General features: G+C 63.6%; 16 protein-coding genes. 5 read left to right on the forward strand and 11 right to left on the reverse strand.

The genetic code is table 11. The annotated features are described in order from the left end of the window. Nucleotides 1–91: 91 nt before the first annotated feature. The 5 genes from SPHV1_RS22250 to SPHV1_RS22270 all read right to left on the reverse strand — a co-directional run bounded on the left by SPHV1_RS22250 (nt 92) and on the right by SPHV1_RS22270 (nt 4574). Nucleotides 92–649 (reverse strand): outer membrane protein, encoded by a 558-nt coding sequence (locus SPHV1_RS22250; protein ID WP_054948188.1) that lies wholly within the window; start codon nt 647–649, stop codon nt 92–94. A gap of 348 nt (nt 650–997) precedes the next feature. Continuing rightward, entirely contained in the window at nt 998–1606 is a 609-nt protein-coding gene (locus SPHV1_RS22255) for an ABC-type transport auxiliary lipoprotein family protein (RefSeq protein ID WP_231634819.1), read from the reverse strand. A gap of 23 nt (nt 1607–1629) precedes the next feature. Next, nucleotides 1630–2568, reverse strand: a complete 939-nt coding sequence (locus SPHV1_RS22260) for an MlaD family protein (RefSeq protein ID WP_054948190.1) — start codon at nt 2566–2568, stop codon at nt 1630–1632. 9 nt (nt 2569–2577) lie between these two features. Continuing rightward, nucleotides 2578–3462 (reverse strand): ABC transporter ATP-binding protein, encoded by an 885-nt coding sequence (locus SPHV1_RS22265; protein WP_054948191.1) that lies wholly within the window; start codon nt 3460–3462, stop codon nt 2578–2580. Then, a complete protein-coding gene (locus tag SPHV1_RS22270; protein ID WP_054948192.1) occupies nt 3459–4574 on the reverse strand; it encodes an ABC transporter permease in 1116 nt (371 codons plus the stop codon). The genes SPHV1_RS22265 and SPHV1_RS22270 overlap by 4 nt, the downstream gene beginning before the upstream one ends. Before the next feature lie 182 nt (nt 4575–4756). Between SPHV1_RS22270 and SPHV1_RS22275 the strand changes: the two genes are divergently transcribed. The 3 genes from SPHV1_RS22275 (at nt 4757) to SPHV1_RS22285 (ending at nt 9907) form a co-directional block, all read left to right on the forward strand. After that, a complete protein-coding gene (locus SPHV1_RS22275) occupies nt 4757–7462 on the forward strand; it encodes a valine--tRNA ligase (protein WP_054948193.1) in 2706 nt (901 codons plus the stop codon). Between the two features lie 283 nt (nt 7463–7745). Continuing rightward, nucleotides 7746–8492: a 7-carboxy-7-deazaguanine synthase QueE gene (locus SPHV1_RS22280; RefSeq protein WP_054948194.1), complete on the forward strand. Its 747-nt coding sequence runs from the start codon at nt 7746–7748 to the stop codon at nt 8490–8492. Further along, complete coding sequence (locus tag SPHV1_RS22285) at nt 8489–9907, forward strand: MATE family efflux transporter (RefSeq protein ID WP_231634820.1); 1419 nt, start codon at nt 8489–8491, stop codon at nt 9905–9907. Before SPHV1_RS22280 ends, SPHV1_RS22285 begins: the two co-directional genes overlap by 4 nt. Nucleotides 9908–9918: 11 nt before the next feature. On the opposite strand, the gene SPHV1_RS22290 is transcribed toward SPHV1_RS22285, so the two are convergent. The 5 genes from SPHV1_RS22290 to SPHV1_RS22310 all read right to left on the reverse strand — a co-directional run bounded on the left by SPHV1_RS22290 (nt 9919) and on the right by SPHV1_RS22310 (nt 16072). Next, entirely contained in the window at nt 9919–11607 is a 1689-nt protein-coding gene (locus tag SPHV1_RS22290; RefSeq protein WP_054948195.1) for an ATP-binding protein, read from the reverse strand. A 124-nt stretch (nt 11608–11731) separates the two neighbouring features. Then, entirely contained in the window at nt 11732–12496 is a 765-nt protein-coding gene (locus SPHV1_RS22295) for a TIGR02186 family protein (RefSeq protein ID WP_054948196.1), read from the reverse strand. After that, the gene (locus tag SPHV1_RS22300) at nt 12493–13407 is read right to left on the reverse strand and encodes a sulfite exporter TauE/SafE family protein (protein ID WP_054948197.1); all 915 of its coding nucleotides are present in this window, start codon (nt 13405–13407) and stop codon (nt 12493–12495) included. Before SPHV1_RS22300 ends, SPHV1_RS22295 begins: the two co-directional genes overlap by 4 nt. A gap of 47 nt (nt 13408–13454) precedes the next feature. Next, a complete protein-coding gene (locus SPHV1_RS22305; protein WP_054948198.1) occupies nt 13455–14657 on the reverse strand; it encodes a hypothetical protein in 1203 nt (400 codons plus the stop codon). Continuing rightward, complete coding sequence (locus SPHV1_RS22310) at nt 14654–16072, reverse strand: glycosyl transferase family protein (protein ID WP_054948199.1); 1419 nt, start codon at nt 16070–16072, stop codon at nt 14654–14656. The genes SPHV1_RS22305 and SPHV1_RS22310 overlap by 4 nt, the downstream gene beginning before the upstream one ends. A gap of 100 nt (nt 16073–16172) precedes the next feature. Between SPHV1_RS22310 and nhaA the strand changes: the two genes are divergently transcribed. Continuing rightward, complete coding sequence (gene nhaA, locus SPHV1_RS22315; RefSeq protein WP_082431116.1) at nt 16173–17372, forward strand: Na+/H+ antiporter NhaA; 1200 nt, start codon at nt 16173–16175, stop codon at nt 17370–17372. 50 nt (nt 17373–17422) lie between these two features. Here the strand turns inward: nhaA and SPHV1_RS22320 are convergent, their stop codons facing one another. After that, nucleotides 17423–17857, reverse strand: coding sequence for a VOC family protein (locus tag SPHV1_RS22320; protein ID WP_054948201.1), 435 nt, complete (start codon nt 17855–17857; stop codon nt 17423–17425). A gap of 93 nt (nt 17858–17950) precedes the next feature. Here SPHV1_RS22320 and SPHV1_RS22325 point away from each other — a divergent pair, with 93 nt between their 5' ends. After that, nucleotides 17951–18703 (forward strand): SIMPL domain-containing protein, encoded by a 753-nt coding sequence (locus SPHV1_RS22325; RefSeq protein WP_231634821.1) that lies wholly within the window; start codon nt 17951–17953, stop codon nt 18701–18703. The last annotated feature ends 38 nt before the right edge of the window (nt 18704–18741 follow it).

Consider the following 18741-nt stretch of genomic DNA (forward strand, 5'->3'; position numbering starts at 1 on the left):
CACCCCCCCCCGCCCGCAAGCGGGGGCGGGTTCACATGCTTGTGGTTGGGCGAGACTAGAGGCGCCTCACCCTATCCCTGCGGGACAAGGATCAGAACTGGAAGCCGAGGCCGACCAGTACGTTGTGACGGCTGAAGTCGCTCTCGTAGTTCGTGTAGCGGTATTCACCCTTCACGAACATGTTGTTGCTCAGCGTGTACTGTGCACCGGCACCCAGACGGAAGCCGTCGCCATTGTCGCCGATCGAAGTGCTGTCGACACCATCGGTATAGGTCAGGCGAACGCGGCCGTTGGCGTAGCCACCGAGAACATAGAGCTTGGTGCTCTCACCAACGTTGGTGCCCAGACGAACAACGGCAGCCAGATCGCGACCGGTCTTCGCGCAAAGCTTGTCGCCAGCAACGTCCACGTCGCGTGCGCACTCCTTGGTGCTGCTGTCGGCAACGGTTCCCTGAATGCCAACGAACATGCCGCCCGAGAGCGCGACGTCGTAGCCAACCGAAGCACCGTAGCTCACGCCTTCGTCCGACTCACCGCCGACGGAAATGATGTCGAGGCCGGTCTCAGCCTGCACCCACGCCTGGGCGTTGGCAGCGGCGGGAACGACGAACAGCGCGGCAGCGGCGCCGGCAATGGCGAACTTCTTCATGTAATTCTCCTGCATTTTCTTATCCTCCCTGCCCGGCAGAACCGGGGGGTGGCGCCGCGTACGGAGTGGAGAAAACGCAGTCAATCCATGGAGATGATCGAAAGTGTGGCTCAAAGGATACGTGTTGCAACGCAGCAACACACAGATTGCACGGCGCGCCTTCAAAATCCCGCTAAAGTGCGGATGCAATCCATTTCATAACAACGCAACAAAAGGTTGCCGAGAATTATTTTCTGCTTACCTCTTCTCAGAAAGAAAGGAAGCTTCATGGACTGCACATTACTGCAACCACGCCTGATATTTTTCTAGCCGTGGAATTACGCAACGCTGCAAATAGCCGGCAGCGCGTCAGTCTTCCTTGACCCACTGCGCGACCTGCCGAGCCACGTCATTCGCCGCCTGGTTCAGCGCCGGACCGACCCAGTCCGCCTTCGGCTCAACGTTGTTGACCACGGACTCGAAACGACGCGTCACGATCTCGCCACCGGGAACGCGGCGCATGGCGTCGAAACGGACCACAACGGAACTGCTCGGGGCATCGTAGCCCATGTTGAGCAGGCGCCCGCCGATCAGCGTCTTGCCGGTCACCTCGAAGTCTCCACCCTCCACGACCAGCTTGCCGGTTTGCCCGCGCAGCGTTTCGGCAAGCAGGTTGCGGAACTGCCGGGTAGGCTTTTCGATCCATGAAGCGTCCTTGAGATAGGCAACGCTGGATTCGTTGATCTGCACCGGCACGCGCAGAACATCGAGGCTGCGGTCGGCCTCGGGGTCGAGTACGACGATGGCATCGCTGAGCTGGCCGCTGGCCGTCGCCCCGGCCGGGGCACTGACATCGGGCGTCAGCTTGATCAGCTGTTCGGGCACCTTGGCGCCCAGGCTGATGCATCCCGGCAGCGCCAGACAGGCTGCGGCGATCATCGCCCCGCGCCATGCGCCGGACTTCAGCCAGCCGCTCATCGCATTCCCCATACTCATTTCCGTCATGGCTTGTAGTCCGGCAGTTTCTGGCCCTTGAGCAGCGCACCGGCGCCTTGCTCGTCGATCTTCTCGGTCACGTTGCGCAGCGCCTTGCTCGTCGCGCGAAGATCGCGGATCGCAGCTTCCGCGGCGGGCAGCGTCTGCTGCGAAACCTGGCGCAGTGCCGGCTGGGCCGTCTCCATCGTCTTGTCGAGCTGGTCCATCGACTTCTGCGCGGAACTCAGCGTGGCGCGCAGCTGCGCTGCCAGCGAGTTGCCCTCGCTGCCCAGCAGCGAATCCGCCTTGGTCGCCACGCCTTCGAAAGCGGCCAGCGTCTTGGTCGCCTGTTCCAGGGTCCCCTCCAGCTCGCGCACGGTCGCCTCGATCTGCGGCGTGGCGCGCGAGAGGTCGCGGGTCATCTTGTCGGTATTGCTCAGGATGCCGGTGATCGAACGCCGGTTCTCCTCGGAGAGAAGCTGGTTCAGGCTTTCGGTCAGGGTCGCGAGACGCTCCAGCAACAGCGGTGCGTTGGAGAGGATCTCGCCCAGGCCGCCGCGCTTGGTCGGAATGACCGGCACACCCTCGGGGCCCGGCTCGGTCAGCATCGGCGCACCCTTGACCGCGCCTTCGAGCTGGATGTCCGAAACGCCGGTAAAGCTCCCCTGGATCGTGGCACTGGTGCCCACCGTCACCGGAACCTTTTCGTCCACCTTGATGCGTACGCGAACGAAGCTGGGATCCTTGGGCCACAGTTCGATCTGCGAGATCTGCCCCACGGGAACGCCCGCGTAGTTGACCTCGGACCCCTTCGCGAGACCGTCGACCGACTGCTTGAAGAAGATGTCGTACTCGTTGCGCTCGCCTTCATTGAGGCGGGCAATCCATATGATGAAGGCCGCCAGCAGCGCCAGCAGCACCAGCGTGACGGCTCCGACCCAGACATTGTTGGCGCGCGTTTCCATGTCCCGTGCCTATGCCCCCGCTTTTCCGGACTTGTCCATGGTCTGCCCTTCGCCCCTTTCGGTCTTGTCTTCATCAACGAGCCCTGACCCTGCATGTTCCGGGTGCACTTCGGGATCGCCCTTGGCCGCCAGTGCGGCGCGGCCGCGCGGGCCGTTGAAATATTCCTGGATCCACGGGTGATCGAGTGCCAGCAGCTCGGGAATCGTCCCGCAGGCGATCACCTGCCTGTCCGCCAGCACCGCTACACGGTCGCAGATCGCGTAAAGCGTATCGAGGTCGTGCGTGATGAGAAAGACCGTCAGGCCCAGCGTTTCCTTCAGTTCACGCGTCAGCTTGTCGAAGGCGGCCGCACCGATCGGGTCTAGCCCCGCGGTCGGCTCGTCGAGGAACAGCAGTTCGGGATCGAGCGCCAGCGCACGGGCAAGGCCGGCGCGCTTCTTCATGCCGCCCGACAGCTCGTTGGGATACTTGAAGGCCGCTTCTTCGGGCAGGCCGGAGAGCTTGACCTTGAAGCGGGCGATCTCCTCGCGCAGGTGATCGGAGATTTCCGGGTAGAACTGCTTGAGCGGGACTTCGACGTTCTCGCCCACGGTCAGCGTAGAGAACAGCGCGCCGCCCTGGAACAGCACGCCCCAGCGCGAGCGGATATCGATCTCGTCCTCGTCGTCGGCACGCAGCATGTCATGACCGAGCACGGTGACGGTCCCCGCGGTGGGCCGCTGCAACCCGATGATCGAGCGCATCAGCACCGACTTGCCGGTGCCCGAGCCGCCAACGACGCCGAGGATCTCGCCCTTGCGGACCTTCAGCGAGAGATCCTCATGGATCACATGCTCGCCAAAGGCGTTGCGCAGGCCCTCGACCTCGATCGGATATTCCCGGGTATCGCTCATTTCCAGCCGATCTCCGTGAAGAAGATCGCGAAGAAGGCGTCGAGGACGATGACGGTGAAGATCGCGGTGACGACCGACTGGGTGGTGCGGCTGCCCACTTCCTCGGCGTTGGTGGTCACCTGCATGCCCTGATAGCAACCCGCCAGCGCGACGATCAGCGCGAAGACCGGGGCCTTGAGCAGGCCGATCCACACGTCGGTGATCGGTACCACGGCCTGGGTACGCTGCAGGAAGGTCCAGAACGGAATGTCGAGCGCGAAATTCGAGATGAAGGCGCCGCCGATGATCGCGAGGATCGCCGACCAGAAGCCGAGCAGCGGCATCATGATCATCGAGGCCAGCACGCGCGGCACCACCAGCGCTTCCATCGGCGAGACGCCGATCGTGCGCATGGCATCGACTTCCTCGGTCAGCTTCATCGTGCCGATCTGCGCCGCGAAGGCCGAACCGGAGCGACCCGCGACCATGATCGAGGTCATCAGAATGCCCAGTTCGCGCATCGAAAGGCGCCCGGTCAGGTTGATGGTGTAGATCTCCGCACCGAACTGGGCGAGCTGAACCGCGCCCTGCTGGGCTATGACGATGCCGATGAGGAAGCTCATCAGGCTGATGATCCACAGCGAGTTGATGCCCACGTACTGCATGTGGTGGACCAGCGACTTGACCCGCAGCCGCGAGGGATGCCGGACGATCGTGCCCAGGCTCATGATCAGTTCGCCCAGGAAGGCGACGGCACTCATCGCTCCGCGCCCCCACAGGGTCACGACACCGCCGAATTCCGCGACCGTGCGGCGCAGCAGCGGCGGCGGCGGCTCGAGCTCCGCTTCCTCACCCTCGACGCTGCCGATGGCGGCGAAGAGGCGCCGGGCCTGCTCGCTTTCATGAATGATCTCGACGCCTCGCCGGTCCGCAAATCGCGAAACCAGCCACGCGCCGGTCGTATCGATGTCGGTAACGCCGGAGAGGTCGATCTGCTGAAAATGCCCGTCGAGCGCCTCGAGCTTGTCCTCGAGGTCGCCCAGCGAATGTACGCGCAGCGGCCCCTGCAGTGCCAGAGTCGGAACACCGCCTTCGTCGCTTTCCGACAGAGTGAATTCAGCCCATTCCCGCATGTGCGCTCGTCTTGGGGGAAAAACCGTGGACCGGCAAGAGGTTCCCCGGCTGCGACGAAATGTTCGCCGCCACGTCGATCCCGTCCTTTCGCAGGCGGGTACGGCGAAACAAAGGCAAAGACCTGCGACCTGCCGCACTGGCAACTTGCGCGACTTGCCCTGCACTGGCAAAGCGCCGCGCCATGACCGACCAGAATCCTGCCCCTGCGCTCGACAAGACTTTCGACCCCGCCCCGATCGAGGCGAAGTGGTATTCCCATTGGGAAGACAACGGCCTGTTCCGCCCGGAGCGTCCGGACGCGCAGCCGTTCACCATCGTCAATCCGCCGCCGAACGTCACCGGTTCGCTGCACATCGGCCACGCGCTCGACAACACGCTGCAGGACATCGTGATCCGCTACGAGCGCCTGCGCGGCAAGGATGCGCTGTGGGTGGTCGGCACCGACCATGCCGGCATCGCCACGCAGATGGTGGTCGAGCGGCAGATGGAAGCGAAACAGGACAAGCGCACGAACTATTCGCGCGAGGCCTTCGTCGACAAGGTCTGGGAATGGAAGCACGAGAGCGGCGGCACGATCACCCGCCAGCTGCGCCGCCTGGGCTGCTCGATGGACTGGAGCCGCGAGCAGTTCACCATGGACCCGCACTTTACCAGGGCCGTCGTGAAGGTCTTCGTCGACCTTTACAACCAGGGCCTGATCTACCGCGACAAGCGGCTGGTGAACTGGGACCCCAAGCTCAAGACCGCGATCTCCGACCTCGAGGTCGAGACGCGCGAGATGCAGGGCGGCTTCTGGCACTTCAAGTACCCGCTGGCCGATGGCGTGACGCTGGCCAACGGGCAGGACTACATCGAGGTCGCCACCACGCGCCCGGAAACGATGCTGGCTGACATGGCCGTGGCCGTCCATCCCGAGGACGAGCGCTACAAGGCCGTCATCGGCAAGGAGATCCTCCAGCCGATCACCGGCCGCCGCTTCAAGGTGGTCGGCGACGAGCACGCCGATCCGGAACTGGGTTCGGGCGCGGTGAAGATCACCCCGGGGCATGACTTCAACGACTTCGAAGTCGGCAAGCGCGCCGGGATCAAGCCTGCGGACATGCTCAACATGTTCGATGCCGAAGCCAACGTGGTGCAGACCGCGGACGGCCTGATCCCCGCAAAGTACCTTGGCATGGAGCGCTTCGCTGCGCGCGATGCGGTGGTGGCCGAAATGAAGGAACTGGGCTTCCTCATTCCCCACGTCACCAAGGACAAGGAAGGCAACGAAGTCGAGCACGACGCGGAGCCGCGCACGATCCAGACCCCCTTCGGCGACCGCGGCGGCGTGGTCATCGAACCGTGGCTGACCGACCAGTGGTACGTCGATGCCGAAACGCTGGCCCAGCCCCCGCTCGAGGCGGTGCGCTCGGGCAAGATCGAGATCGTCCCCAAGACCTGGGAAAAGACCTTCTTCAACTGGATGGAGAACATCCAGCCCTGGTGCGTCAGCCGCCAGCTCTGGTGGGGCCACCGCATTCCGGCCTGGTATGCCGAGGACGGCGAAGTCTATGTCGCCGAGACCGAGGAAGAAGCGCAGGCGCTGGCAGGCAACAAGAAGCTGACCCGCGACGAGGACGTCCTCGACACGTGGTTCTCTTCGGCGCTCTGGCCCTTCGCCACGCTGGGCTGGCCGAACGAGGACGCGCCGCTGCTCAAAAAGCACTATCCCAACGACCTGCTCGTTTCCGGCTTCGACATCCTGTTCTTCTGGGATGCGCGCATGGCGATGCAGGGCATTCACTTCATGAAGGAAGTGCCGTGGAAGCGGCTCTACCTGCATGGCCTCGTGCGCGCGGCGGACGGGCAGAAGATGTCCAAGTCCAAGGGCAACGTCGTCGACCCGCTCGGCCTGATCGACAAGTACGGCGCCGACGCGCTGCGCTTCTTCATGTCGGCCATGGAAAGCCAGGGCCGCGACGTGAAGATGGATGAAAAACGCGTCGAGGGTTACCGCAACTTCGCGACCAAGCTGTGGAACGCAGCCCGCTTCTGCCAGAGCAACGGCATCGGCGCCTCGACCTCGGTGGAAGCCCCGGCGGCCACGACAGCAGTCAACAAGTGGATCATCGGCGAAGTCGTCGAGACCCTGGCCGAGCTCGACAAGGCCATGGCCGAACTGCGCTTCGACGCGGCGGCGAACACCATCTACCACTTCGTCTGGGACCAGTTCTGCGACTGGTACATCGAACTGGTGAAGGGCAACTTCGACGCGGAGACCAAGGCCGTCGCCGGATGGGTGCTCGACCAGATCCTCGTCATGCTCCACCCCTTCATGCCTTTCGTCACCGAAGAGTTGTGGAGCAAGATGGGCGAGCGCGGCGATTACCCGCTGATCACCGCCAGGTGGCCCGCCCCGAACGCCTCGGTCGACGCCGCGGCGAAGGCCGAGGTCGAGTGGCTGATCGCGCTGATCGGCAACCTGCGCGGCGCCAAGGCCGAACTCGGCATCGCGCCGGGTGCGCGCCTGACCGCCTACCTTGCCGATCCCAGCGACGCGACCAGGGCGATCGTCGGGCGCAACGGCGCGGCGATCGACCGCCTTGCGCGTCTCGACGCGATCCACTTCGAAGCGGCCCCCGCCGGCGCGCTGCTGCAGGTCGGCGCTGGCGATGCGATGCTGGCGATCCCGCTGGAAGGCGTGATCGACATCGCAGCGGAAAAGGCCCGTCTCGAAAAGGCGCTGGCAGCTTCGCAGAAGGAAGCCAAGTCGCTGGAAGGCCGCCTGTCGAACCCCAAGTTCGTCGAGAAAGCCAAGCCCGAGGCGGTCGAAAAGGCCCGCGCCGACCATGCGCACCACACGGCCGAAGCCGAGCGCCTTGCCGCAGCGCTGGCGCGCCTGGGGTAACGGCAAGGCCTGTGCGCTTCGACAGGCCCGGAGCAGGCGGAACGTTGCGAGGCACCTTGCCTTGCTCCGCTCATGCCGGGTCGGTCGGCGCATACGCCCCACCCTGCCCCCGGAAAGGAACTTAGCCGTTTCCTACAAGGCCAGGGTCTGACACTGTGGCGCCATGCCCGTGCGCTCGAACCCATTGCAAAGCAGGTGTAATCAAGGCGACCCACTGAGCGGCGCCAATTGCCTCTGGACTGTGTAAACCGTGTAAACCTGTCGGAACCGAAACCCGCCCGCGATGCCCCTGATCCTTGCCACGACCACGCCGGGTGAACCGGAAATCTTCGCCTCGCTGCAAGGCGAAGGCGCGTCGATGGGGCGGCCGAGCACTTTCGTGCGGCTCTCGCGCTGCAACCTTGCCTGCCAGTGGTGCGACACGGCCTACACCTGGCGCTTCGAAGGCGACAACCGGCCCCACCGCGACGACACGGCATTTGAGCGCAAGGCGAACCAGCTCACGCTCGAGGAAGCGGACGTGGCGGCGCAGGTTGCCGCCCTGCCCCCGGATCGGCTCGTGGTCACCGGCGGCGAACCGCTGCTGCAGGGCGCCGCGCTTGCCCGGATGATCGGTGAACTGAACGCGATGCGCCCCGGCATGCATGTCGAGATCGAGACCAATGGCTCGGTGGCGCCCCATGCCGCGCTCGATCCGCTGATCCACCAGTTCAACGTCAGCCCGAAGCTTGCCCACAGCGGCAACCCTGCGGAGCTTGCGCTGATCCCCGAACGCCTCGCCGCATGGTCGGCCGATCCGCGGGCCTTCTTCAAGTTCGTCATCGCCGTGCCGGATGACCTGGACGAAGTGCTTGCCCTCCAGCAGGCCCATGCGATCCCCGGCGAGCGCATCTTCCTGATGCCCGAAGGCCGCTCGAGCGAGGTCGTGCGCCAGCGCTCCGCCTGGCTGGCGGACCTGTGCATGACCCGGGGCCTGCGCTTCACCGACCGCCTGCACATCCATCTCTGGGGTGACACGCGGGGAACATGAGCGAAGCCGTACCCATGGAAGCGGAGGCCCTTGCCGAGCGCACTCCCGGCAAGACCGAGCGTGGGGACCTGACGCAGGGACCGATCCTGCGCACGCTGCTGCTGTTCTCGATTCCCATGCTGCTGTCGAACGTGCTGCAGACGCTCAACGGTTCGATCAACACGATCTGGGTCGGCCGGCTGCTGGGCGAAAGCGCGCTGGCGGCAACGGCCAATGCCAATCTCGTGATGTTCCTGGTGATCGCCGCAACGATCGGTCTGGGCATGGCAACGACCGTGCGCGTCGGCCAGCACTTCGGCGCGCGCGACATCCAGGCGCTGCGCGCGACATTCGGCACCGGGCTTGGCCTGTGCATGGCCCTGTCCGCCGTGACCGGCGCGCTGGGCTGGATCTTCTCGCCGGCCCTGCTCAACGCCCTGGCCACGCCCGAGGCCAGCGTGAAGGAGGCCCTCGCCTACTTGCGCGTGATCTTCGTCACCGTGCCGTTCGGGGTGATGTCGATGGTCATTTCCATGGCCCTGCGCGGGGCCGGGGATTCCAGGACGCCGCTCTACGCGATGATCCTGACGGTCATGCTCGACATCGTGCTCAACCCGCTGCTGATCATGGGCCTGGGGCCCGTGCCCTCGCTGGGGATCGCCGGGTCGGCCATGGCGACGGCCTTCGCCAACTTTTCGGGCACGCTGTTCCAGATCCGCCAGATCTACCGCAAGGACCTGCCGCTGCGGCTGCGCGGGGCCGAACTGCGCTATGTGATCCCGCGCAGCGAGGAGCTTCGCTACATCGTCACCAAGGGCGTGCCGATGGGTGCGCAGATGCTGCTGTTCTCATCGGCCGGCGTCATCATGATCGGGCTGGTCAACCGCGAGGGGCTCAACGCCGCCGCGGCCTATGGCGCTTCGCTGCAGCTGTGGAACTACCTGCAGATGCCCGCCTTCGCCGTAGGCTCGGCCGTCAGTGCGATGGTGGCGCAGACGCTGGGAGCGGGCAATCACGCCCGCGTCGGCGCCGTGACCCGCGTCGGCGTGCTGAGCAACCTGGCGATGACCACCACGCTCGCCGCGATCATCGTCCTGGCCGACCATCCGCTGCTTGCCCTGTTTTTGGGCGGGAACAGCCCGGCCATGCCGATTGCCGAACGCATCCAGCTCATCTGCACTTGCGCCTACCTGTTCATGTCGGTGACGATGATCCTGTCGGGCACCATGCGAGCCTACGGCGCCGTCGTGGCGCCGCTGGTGATCATGGCCATCGCGCTCTACCCGGCGCGCCTTGGCTTCTACTACGCGCTATACCCGCAGATCGGCGGCGATGCGGTCTGGTGGGCCTTCCCGGTAGGAGGCATGGCCTCGATGCTGCTGACGATCGCCTACTATACGAAGGGCAATTGGCGGCGCGCTTTCGCGAAGGACTAGGCGCCCTTCGTTCAGCGACCCTGCGCGCGCCAGCGCTGAACGGTGCGCTGGACCATCTCTTCCTCGCCTCCGGACGTATTCCAGAGCTGGGTGAAGGACGGGTCTTCAGACGCAGGCCGCTTGAATTCCTCGAGGTCGTCGAACGAGACGCGGATCGGGATCGAAACGCCTTCGCCGCAGATGATGCACTCGCGGTTGCGCAGCGCCGGGATCGAATCGAGGAAGCCGCGCGCACCTTCGGGCATGGCCGCGCGCACGAAGGCCTGGTCGCGGTCGTTGTTGAGACGCATCGAGATGATCGTGCCGCACTGCGACAGCACGCCTTCGGCAAGGTCGGACGGGCGCTGCGTGATCAGGCCGAGCGAAATGCCGTACTTACGGCCTTCCTTGGCAATGCGCGACAGGATGCGTCCGACCGAGGAACCGTCGGCATTCTTCTCGTTGGGTACGTAGCGATGCGCTTCTTCGCACACGAGCAGGATTGGGCGGGTCTTTTCCTCGCGCGACCAGATCGCGAAGTCGAAGACGAGACGGCTGAGCACGGCGACGACCGTCGAGGTGATGTCGGAAGGGACGCCCGAAACGTCGATGATCGAGATCGGCCGCCCGCGCGAAGGGAGGCGGAACAGAGTCGAAATGAAGTCTGCCATCGTATCGCCGACAAGCATGCCGGAGAACATGAACTGGTAACGCGGATCGCCCTTCAGTTCGTCGAGCTTGTTGCGGATGCGCATGTACGGCGCGCTGGAGTGGCCCTTGTCGAGCTTGCCCATCGCGTTGCTGATGATGTTGCCGAGGTCCGAAAGCAGGTAGGGAATCGGCGAATCGACGGTAATCTTGCCCATCTGCTCGGCGAGCCTGTTCTTGGAACGAGCCTCGAGCAGGCACTTGCCCAGAATTTCGGCGTCGAGCTGGCGGTCGTCTCCGCGCGAAGTCAGCAGGACTTCGCAGTGCTCCTCGAAGTTCATCAGCCAATAGGGCATCTGCAGGTTCGAGACGTCGAGGATCACGCCGGTGCTGCGGAATGCCGCGGAATATTCGCCATGCGGGTCGACCATGATGATATGGCCTTCGGGCGCGTGCTCGCAAATGCGGTGCAGGATCAGCGCGGCACTGGTCGACTTGCCGGTACCGGTGGAGCCCAGAAGTGCGAAGTGCTTGCCGAGCATGGCATCGACATAGAGGCCGGCGCGGATGTCGCGGGTCGGGTAAACGTTGCCGATCTGGATCGCGCTGCGTCCGTCGCTGGCATAGATCTGGCGAAGGTCCTCGCTGGTCGCCGAAAAGACCGGCGCGCCCGGAACCGGGAAGAAGGTAACACCGCGGCGGAAGCTGTGGATGCGTCCGGTGAGGCGTTCCTCTTCACCCTCGCCCAGAAAGTCGACGTCGGCAACAATGCCACCGGGGACCGAATTGTCCTGCTTCTGGTTGCGCACGCTCGCGAGCAGCCAGCCGTTGCCGACGCGAATCTTGATCTGGCTGCCGACCTGCCCGGACAGGGCGATGGAAGGATCCGGGTCCTGCGAAGCAATCGACAGCTTCTCGAGATCGAAGGCAATCCGCGATCCGGCGCCTGCGACTTCGAGGACCACACCGATAGGCTCGGCCGCACTCTTGCGCGTCACGGGTTGGAACGACCCATCGACTTTGCGCTCTGCCGGAGTTGCCTGCTCAAACTCATCGATACGCATCTGATCCATCAAGCACCTGGAAAGCCGCCAAGGATCTTGGTTCGTATGCCTGTCGAGTTAATTTCCGGCTAAAATGCACACTCGAATGCACCGGCACAAAGTCGCACCGTCGGTCGACTTTCGCAGCGCCGGATCAGATCAGAGCGAACAGGCGGCCCGCAAGCCAGCCCATGCCCACCGATACGAAGACCGCGAGCAGGCCGTAGGCAAAACCATAGTTGTCCGAGAAATTGGCAACGGCGCGCTCGAAACCGAGCTTGCGCACTTCGACCTCGCTGGACGCCGAGGCAACCACGCGACCTTTGGATATGGCGAAAGTTTCAGCCGTGTAGGTACCGATCGGCACGCTGGAAGGAAGGTCGATGCGCGCCTGGTAGAGGACCTGCTCGCTCACCTTCACGCTGCCCTCGCTCTCGCGGTAGAGGCCATTTTTCTGGTTCAGCTCGACGAGGCCTGCGGAAAACCGCGACTGCTCTTCCGGGTTGATCGCCCCGATCGGAGAAAGTTGCAGCCATTGCAGGCCCAACTCGTAAATCGCCGCGGTCTTGTCGTCGACGATCTCGGAAATCGGCCGCGTCGAAGCAATGGCATAGTAGGACGGCGCCGAACGGAATTCGGTACCCGCCGCGTTGATCCAGATCCCCGCCACCTTTTGCTTCTCACGCAGAATGATCGACTGGGTCGGTCCCTTGAGGACGACGACGATGTCATAGTCCTGCGCCGCGCGGGAACCTTCCGGCGACAGGATCGCCCCGAACAAGAGCAATTCGGTGCCGGTGAATCCCTGTTGAAGATCGACTTCATGCTGCGAAACTTCGGGCACGAGGATCGGATCGCGGGCCCCCGTCAGCAGAAACAGCGCCATCAGCGCGCACAGGGAAGCCCGCAGGTTCCTCATAGCGGAGCCATCGTATAGATGTCGTCCGGCCTGTACCCCAGCCCGAGCGCCATGCGCGCTGCCACCACCAGAACGATGATGGCGAGGACAAGGCGCAGTTTCACCGGACTTGCCTTCTGCGCGAACTGCGCCCCCAACTGCGCCCCCGTCACCGAGCCGAACAGCAGCAGCGAAGCGAGGACGATATCGATGGCATGGGTGGTAAGAGCGTGCATCATCGTCGTCGCCATCGTCACGAAGAGGATCTGGAACAGCGACGTTCCGACCACGACATTGGCGCTCATGCCAAGGATGTAGAGCATCGCCGGGACGAGGATGAAACCGCCGCCAATACCCATGAGCATCGTCAGGATGCCCGTTCCCATCCCCAGCAGAAGCGGCGCAAGCGGCGAGATGTAGAGCCCCGAGCGATAGAAGCGCCAGCGCATCGGCAGGCTTGCGACCATCGGGTGGTGGCGCCGCTTTTTCGCCGCCATCGATACGCCGCTACGCTCCGCCCGAATCGACTGGATGCTCTCTTTCGCCATCAGGCCGCCGATCGATCCAAGCAGGACGACGTAGAGAATGTTGATGACGGTATCGATCTGGCCAAGCTGGGCGAGCAGGTTGAACAGCAAGGCACCTATCCCGGTGCCGATGATGCCGCCTGCGACCATGACCGCGCCCATCTGGTAGTCCACGCCGCCTCGCCGGGTATGCGCGAAGACACCCGACACGCTCGCGCCGGTGACCTGGCTGGCTGCCGATGCCGCCGCAACCGTTGGCGGTATGCCGTAGAAGATCATCAGCGGCGTCGTCAGGAATCCTCCGCCCACGCCGAAGATGCCCGAGAGGAGGCCGGTGATCGCGCCAAGGCCGACGATGATCAGGCCATTGACCGAGAGATTGGCGATGGGAAGATAGACGTCCATTACTGCTATCTCGCTACCGCAGCGTGGCGGCGGAGAAAAGCAGCGATTCAGAAACCTGCGGAAAGAGTCACGGCCGGCCCGGAACCGGGATTGGCATTGCCGAGTAAACGGAAGCGCCAATCGAATGCAACGCGGCCGAAGGTTCCCCTACCCAGCGGCGCCGTTACCGTTGCCGAAGGTCCGAAATCGAGACGCCCAGCTCCTTTCTGCACGCCCCCCCACAAGCCTGCGCCGAGCCTTGTATCGAAGCGTCCGGCCGAAAACAGGGCGCGATCTGCGCGGAATTGCCCATCGGCAAAGGCCGTTGCGAACTTTCCGCCAACGTAGCCCGCCTGGCCGTAAGCCTCACCACGCAGGCCCATCGCGAGTTCGAACGGTGCCAGTTCCGTCACTGCCATCGCCACAGGCTGGAATCTGCGCCTTCCGGCATCGTCGGTCAGCCGTCCTTCGACCGCGCCGACGATCGGCACGGTTGGCACCGGACGCGCAGCAAAGCCCAGAGCCGCAGATGTTTGTCGGACCGTCCCGAGAGTCGAGGTCGAGCGAAGATAGGCCGTCGGTCGATAAGCACTGCGCGGGGCGATGCGATAGCGCAGCACAGCGCCAGTCTGGCTCGCCCCGTAAGTTGCGGGCAAGGTTCCCTTGACGAGCGCCACACTTCCGCTCCCGCGCATCAAGGCCCAGGCATCGCCTGACCAGCGTTTGGGTTTGAAGGTTACCGGTACTTCTCGATCCGGCACATCCGGTCTGTCGCCGGAGATCGCGCCCGTCCCGACCGCGGATGGGGAAGCAGGCTGAGCCGCGAGTTGAACACCGGGCAGCTCATGGCCCGCGATGCGCGGCTGCGGATGGAAGGCCGCCCGTGTTGTGGGACGACTATCCGTCATACCCGCCAAGTCCCAGGTCATCGGAAGCCACGCTGGCGGTCGACGACCGGCCAAGGGGTAACTTCGTTGCTCCAGCTTCAGCCCATGACCCGGTAAGTGCGAAGCAAGTTGCGGGCTCCGTTCGCGCATGGGCAGGTCGGCCGATGAACTGGCGAAGGGCACGGAGTGCGGGCCGACGGCAGTGTCGAACCGGTACGCGCCGTCCCGCCCGACGCCTGCCGACTTATGCACATCCTCACTGGCCACGGCTTCCTGAATCAGGGCCGGCGGTTCCCACGTGACGGCGCGGCCGCCGATCCAACCGCCCGCAACCGCGAGCAGCGCCACCAGCGGTTGACCGCGAACTTGTTTGCGAGCGCTCATCGGGTGCTTCCTGTCGGTGAAGAGACGTGAGCCGGATGGACGTCATGCCGGGTCTTGTCCCAGGTTATCGCCTCGCCGCGCAGGGTCTTGATGTAGCGTACGAGCGCACGGCGTCCGGCCATGATCGTGATGATGTTGGAAACCGGAATGCGCAGCACCGCGCGCAAACCTTCAGTCATTCCATATTCGCGCGCCGTAAAAACGAAGCGGACAATTGCGCGCCACAGGAAACTGGCAAAGCAAAGCAGGAGCATGATCCGCAGCGATGGCGATATTGCCACCTGCGAGTTCCATCCGACGAGCCGGAAAATCCCCAGCACACCTTCAACCACCAGCAGGACATAGCCCATGCCCAGAACGAAGGCCGTAAGGGGGCCGCGCCTGTCGCGCAGGGCCATCCAGAAATCGGCGAAACCCTGATCCCAGCCCAGGCGGTCCCAGCCCTGAAAGGCAATGCCGTGGATCCAGCGCGTTTTCTGGCGAACCGCATCTTCGAGGCGAGAAGGGAAATAAGCGCGTGTGGCAACAAGCTGACCATCGGCATCGCGTGCCCGCAAGAATCGGGACCGCCCCCCTTCCCGCCTGACCAGTACGCCCAGTTCATAATCCTCGGTCAGGCAGTCCGAGGCGAAAGGACCGGGCACGCCCTCAGCATGGCGAAGTCCGGCAATTCGGGCGATGATGTCTCTAGAAAAGCCACATGCGACGCCCGCGGCCGGGATGGCCGCGCCCAGCGCATTGCGCACGACCAACGACTTGGCATGGGATTCGGTGAACTCGTCCGAGTAGTGACCGCCCACCCAGGGAGATCTGGGCTGCGGCTCGGGCCAGACCGGCAGTTGCACGAATTCAGCATCGGTCATCGCGCCATCGATGACGGCAAGTTCCGCCGGGTGGACCATGTCTTCGGAATCGTGCAAGACTATGCTCTTGAAGCGGTATCCGTACCGCCGCTCGTCATCGCACAAGGCGGTGTAGAGGCGGTTCAGGCAATCCGCTTTGGTCGTCGGCCCTGCCTTGTGGTGGATGACGACCCTGACGCGTGGATCACTGCCGGCACCCGCCATGGCTGCCGAAATCGTGGCTGGATCGTTCCTGTAACAGCCGACATAGAGGATGAATTCATCTTGCTTCCAAACCGAGAGCGCATGGTGGATGGTATGGCCGATGACCTGCTCCTCCTGCCAGGCAGCAATGAATACGGCTGCCCTTCCGGTGAGTGGGGCTTCAGCCGCTTCGCGGCTGATGAAACCTGCGCAGGCGCGCTTGGTCAGCCTCAGCCAGATCCAGCACAAGTCCACGGCGACATCATCCATGGCGCCGATAAGAAACCAGAACGCAGCGAACAGAAGAAGTTCCCGTTCAGAAAGTTGCAGGATTGTAATGACTGGTCTTACGGCTTCGATCCAATCCAAATGACCCCCAATCCTTCGAACGCTTGCCAGATCCTGCGATTAGGTCACGCGCAAGTATTCGAAGTAACAGTTCACCAGAAAGCCTGACTGAAACCGAATTATGAGCTTGAAACGACACTTCGCCAACAATTTGGCACGCGCTTTCACAAAGTTAATGGGCGGTGAAGCATCTGCAGGCGTCCTGCTGATCATCGTCGCAGGGCTTGCCCTCGTCGCGGCGAATTCATCGTTTGCGCACGACTACCATTACGTGTTCCACCATGAACTGTCGTGGACGCCGATCGCCAAGCTCGACAGTCTGCACATGTGGATCAACGATGCACTGATGGCGATTTTCTTCTTCGTCGTCGGACTCGAGATCAAGCGAGAAATCCTCGACGGCGAACTGTCCAGCGCAGCCAAGCGGCGGCTTCCGGTCCTCGCCGCGGCTGCGGGAATGATCGCTCCGGCCCTGATCTATATCGCGACGGCCGGCAGCGGGCAGCCGATGCAGCGTGGCTGGGCCATCCCGGCCGCAACCGACATCGCCTTCGCGGTGGGCGTGCTCGGGCTGCTCGGCAACCGCATCCCGCCTTCTCTGCGCCTTTTCCTGCTGACTGTCGCTATCGTCGATGACCTCGGTGCAGTCGTCATCATCGCGCTGTTCTATACCGCCGAGATCAAGATGATGTGGGGCGTGGGCGCGCTGATCATGCTCGCCGGCCTGATTCTCGCCAACCGGCGCGGCGTCCACCACTTGTGGGTTTACCTGCTGCTGGGACTGGGCCTGTGGTACTGCGTGCTCAACACCGGCATCCATGCCACCATCGCCGGTGTCGTGATGGCCTTCACCATCCCGCTCAAGCCCCTGCACCGCGGCGACAGCATGTTGCTGCGCCTTGAACACGCGCTGGTTCCCTGGAACAGTTACGTGATCGTCCCGCTTTTCGGCTTTGCCAATGCCGGTGTGGCGCTGGCCGGCATCGGTCTCGACGGCCTGCTCGATCCGGTTCCCTTGGGCGTCGCCCTCGGCCTGTTCTTGGGCAAGCAACTTGGCATCTTCTCGGCGATCGTCGTGTCGGACAAGCTGGGCTTTGCACCGCGGCCTGCCGGAGCCTCATGGATTCAGCTATGGGGCATGTCCGTGCTGTGCGGCATCGGCTTCACCATGAGCCTGTTCATCGGCGCGCTCGCCTTCCCGAGATACCCCCTCCTCATCGAAGAGGCCAAACTCGGGGTACTGGTAGGGTCGCTTTTCTCTTCCTTGTTGGGATACGCGATCTTGCGCTTCGCCAAGTCGCCGTTACCCAGGGCTGCCTGAGACATTACGCGTGCGGGGCCCAAGATGGGCCGCACGCGTAATACCGGAGCTTACCAGGTGCCGACGTTCGGCATGCTCACCCAAGGCTCGGCAGGTTCGAGACGTCCGTCGCCTTGCAAGAGTTCGATCGAAATTCCGTCCGGCGTGCGCACGAAGGCCATGTGGCCGTCGCGCGGCGGACGGTTGATCGCGATGCCGGCATCCATCAGCCGCTGGCAGGTCTCGTAAATATCGTCGACCGCGAAAGCGAGATGGCCGAAATTGCGCCCGCCGGTGTATTCTTCCTGCGATCCGTCTTCCGCCGGCCAGTTGTAAGTCAGCTCAACCTCAGCTTCCTCCTGCCCCGGCGCAGCCAGATAGATCAGCGTGAAACGACCCTGCTCGCTCGAGAAGCGGCGGGTTTCCTTCAGACCGATCAATTCGAAGAAGCGCATCGTCGCGTCCGGATCGCTGACGCGGATCATGGTGTGGAGGTACTTGAGCACAAAATTTCCTTCAGTTCATCGACAACAGGAAACGGTTCATCGCAGATAAAGCCGTTCGAAGGCAGGAATGCAGGACCAAGAGGGAGACCTGCGATGCCTGATCATAGCCCAGATAATGCCGACCGCTCCACCGGGTTCTTCGCCCAGGCCACAACGAAGCGATGGCTGGCCAGTTCCACCATACTGGCAATCGGCATGGTCGTTGGCGGATTCGGCCTGGGCGATGGCCTCAAGCGCGCCCAGCATGCCGACAGATCGGTCACCGTGCGCGGCCTGGCCGAACGCGACGTGACTGCGAACCTTGCAACCTGGACAATCGCCTATTCGGCCAGTGCGGGGAACCTGTCGGACGCGCAGGGCAGCGTCGATCGCGATACCGCGCAGATCCGCAGCTTCTTCCGCGAACTCGGCTTCCCGGCCGATGCTCTGCAACCGACCGGCGTCAACGTGTCGCAGTACAAGGACAACGGCATACCAACCTTCACTGTGCGCCAGCGCGTGACCTTGCGCAGCACGGACATCAAGCGCGCGCAGGATGCGGTTAGGAAGCAGTTCGAACTGGTCCGCCGCGGCGTCGTGCTCGAGGAAGGCTCGGGCATGTCCTATGCCTTCACCAAGCTCAACGACATCAAGCCCGAGATGGTGGCCGAAGCGACCAAGGACGCGCGCGCTGCAGCCGAGCAGTTCGCGAAGGACAGCGGGTCGGAAGTCGGCTCCATCAAGAACGCGACCCAGGGCTACTTCTCGGTCGAAGCCCGCGACGGCGATACCGGTGGCTGGGGCGTCTCGGACACACCCTACAAGAAGGTCCGCGTCGTCACGACGGTCAATTTCTATCTCAAGTGATCTGACGCAGGCAAAGAAAAACCCCCCCCCCCCCCACA

The organism is Novosphingobium sp. KN65.2 (assembly GCF_001368935.1).
Classification (GTDB): domain Bacteria; phylum Pseudomonadota; class Alphaproteobacteria; order Sphingomonadales; family Sphingomonadaceae; genus Novosphingobium; species Novosphingobium mathurense.

Excerpts from the sequence above, each read along its gene's own strand:
- SPHV1_RS22250 (WP_054948188.1), bottom strand. The coding sequence starts at position 649 with ATGAAGAAGTTCGCCATTGCCGGCGCCGCTGCCGCGCTGTTCGTCGTT.
- SPHV1_RS22255 (WP_231634819.1), bottom strand. The coding sequence starts at position 1,606 with ATGAGCGGCTGGCTGAAGTCCGGCGCATGGCGCGGGGCGATGATCGCC.
- SPHV1_RS22260 (WP_054948190.1), bottom strand. The coding sequence starts at position 2,568 with ATGGAAACGCGCGCCAACAATGTCTGGGTCGGAGCCGTCACGCTGGTG.
- SPHV1_RS22265 (WP_054948191.1), bottom strand. The coding sequence starts at position 3,462 with ATGAGCGATACCCGGGAATATCCGATCGAGGTCGAGGGCCTGCGCAAC.
- SPHV1_RS22270 (WP_054948192.1), bottom strand. The coding sequence starts at position 4,574 with ATGCGGGAATGGGCTGAATTCACTCTGTCGGAAAGCGACGAAGGCGGT.
- SPHV1_RS22275 (WP_054948193.1), top strand. The coding sequence starts at position 4,757 with ATGACCGACCAGAATCCTGCCCCTGCGCTCGACAAGACTTTCGACCCC.
- SPHV1_RS22280 (WP_054948194.1), top strand. The coding sequence starts at position 7,746 with ATGCCCCTGATCCTTGCCACGACCACGCCGGGTGAACCGGAAATCTTC.
- SPHV1_RS22285 (WP_231634820.1), top strand. The coding sequence starts at position 8,489 with ATGAGCGAAGCCGTACCCATGGAAGCGGAGGCCCTTGCCGAGCGCACT.
- SPHV1_RS22290 (WP_054948195.1), bottom strand. The coding sequence starts at position 11,607 with ATGGATCAGATGCGTATCGATGAGTTTGAGCAGGCAACTCCGGCAGAG.
- SPHV1_RS22295 (WP_054948196.1), bottom strand. The coding sequence starts at position 12,496 with ATGAGGAACCTGCGGGCTTCCCTGTGCGCGCTGATGGCGCTGTTTCTG.
- SPHV1_RS22300 (WP_054948197.1), bottom strand. The coding sequence starts at position 13,407 with ATGGACGTCTATCTTCCCATCGCCAATCTCTCGGTCAATGGCCTGATC.
- SPHV1_RS22305 (WP_054948198.1), bottom strand. The coding sequence starts at position 14,657 with ATGAGCGCTCGCAAACAAGTTCGCGGTCAACCGCTGGTGGCGCTGCTC.
- nhaA (WP_082431116.1), top strand. The coding sequence starts at position 16,173 with ATGAGCTTGAAACGACACTTCGCCAACAATTTGGCACGCGCTTTCACA.
- SPHV1_RS22325 (WP_231634821.1), top strand. The coding sequence starts at position 17,951 with ATGCCTGATCATAGCCCAGATAATGCCGACCGCTCCACCGGGTTCTTC.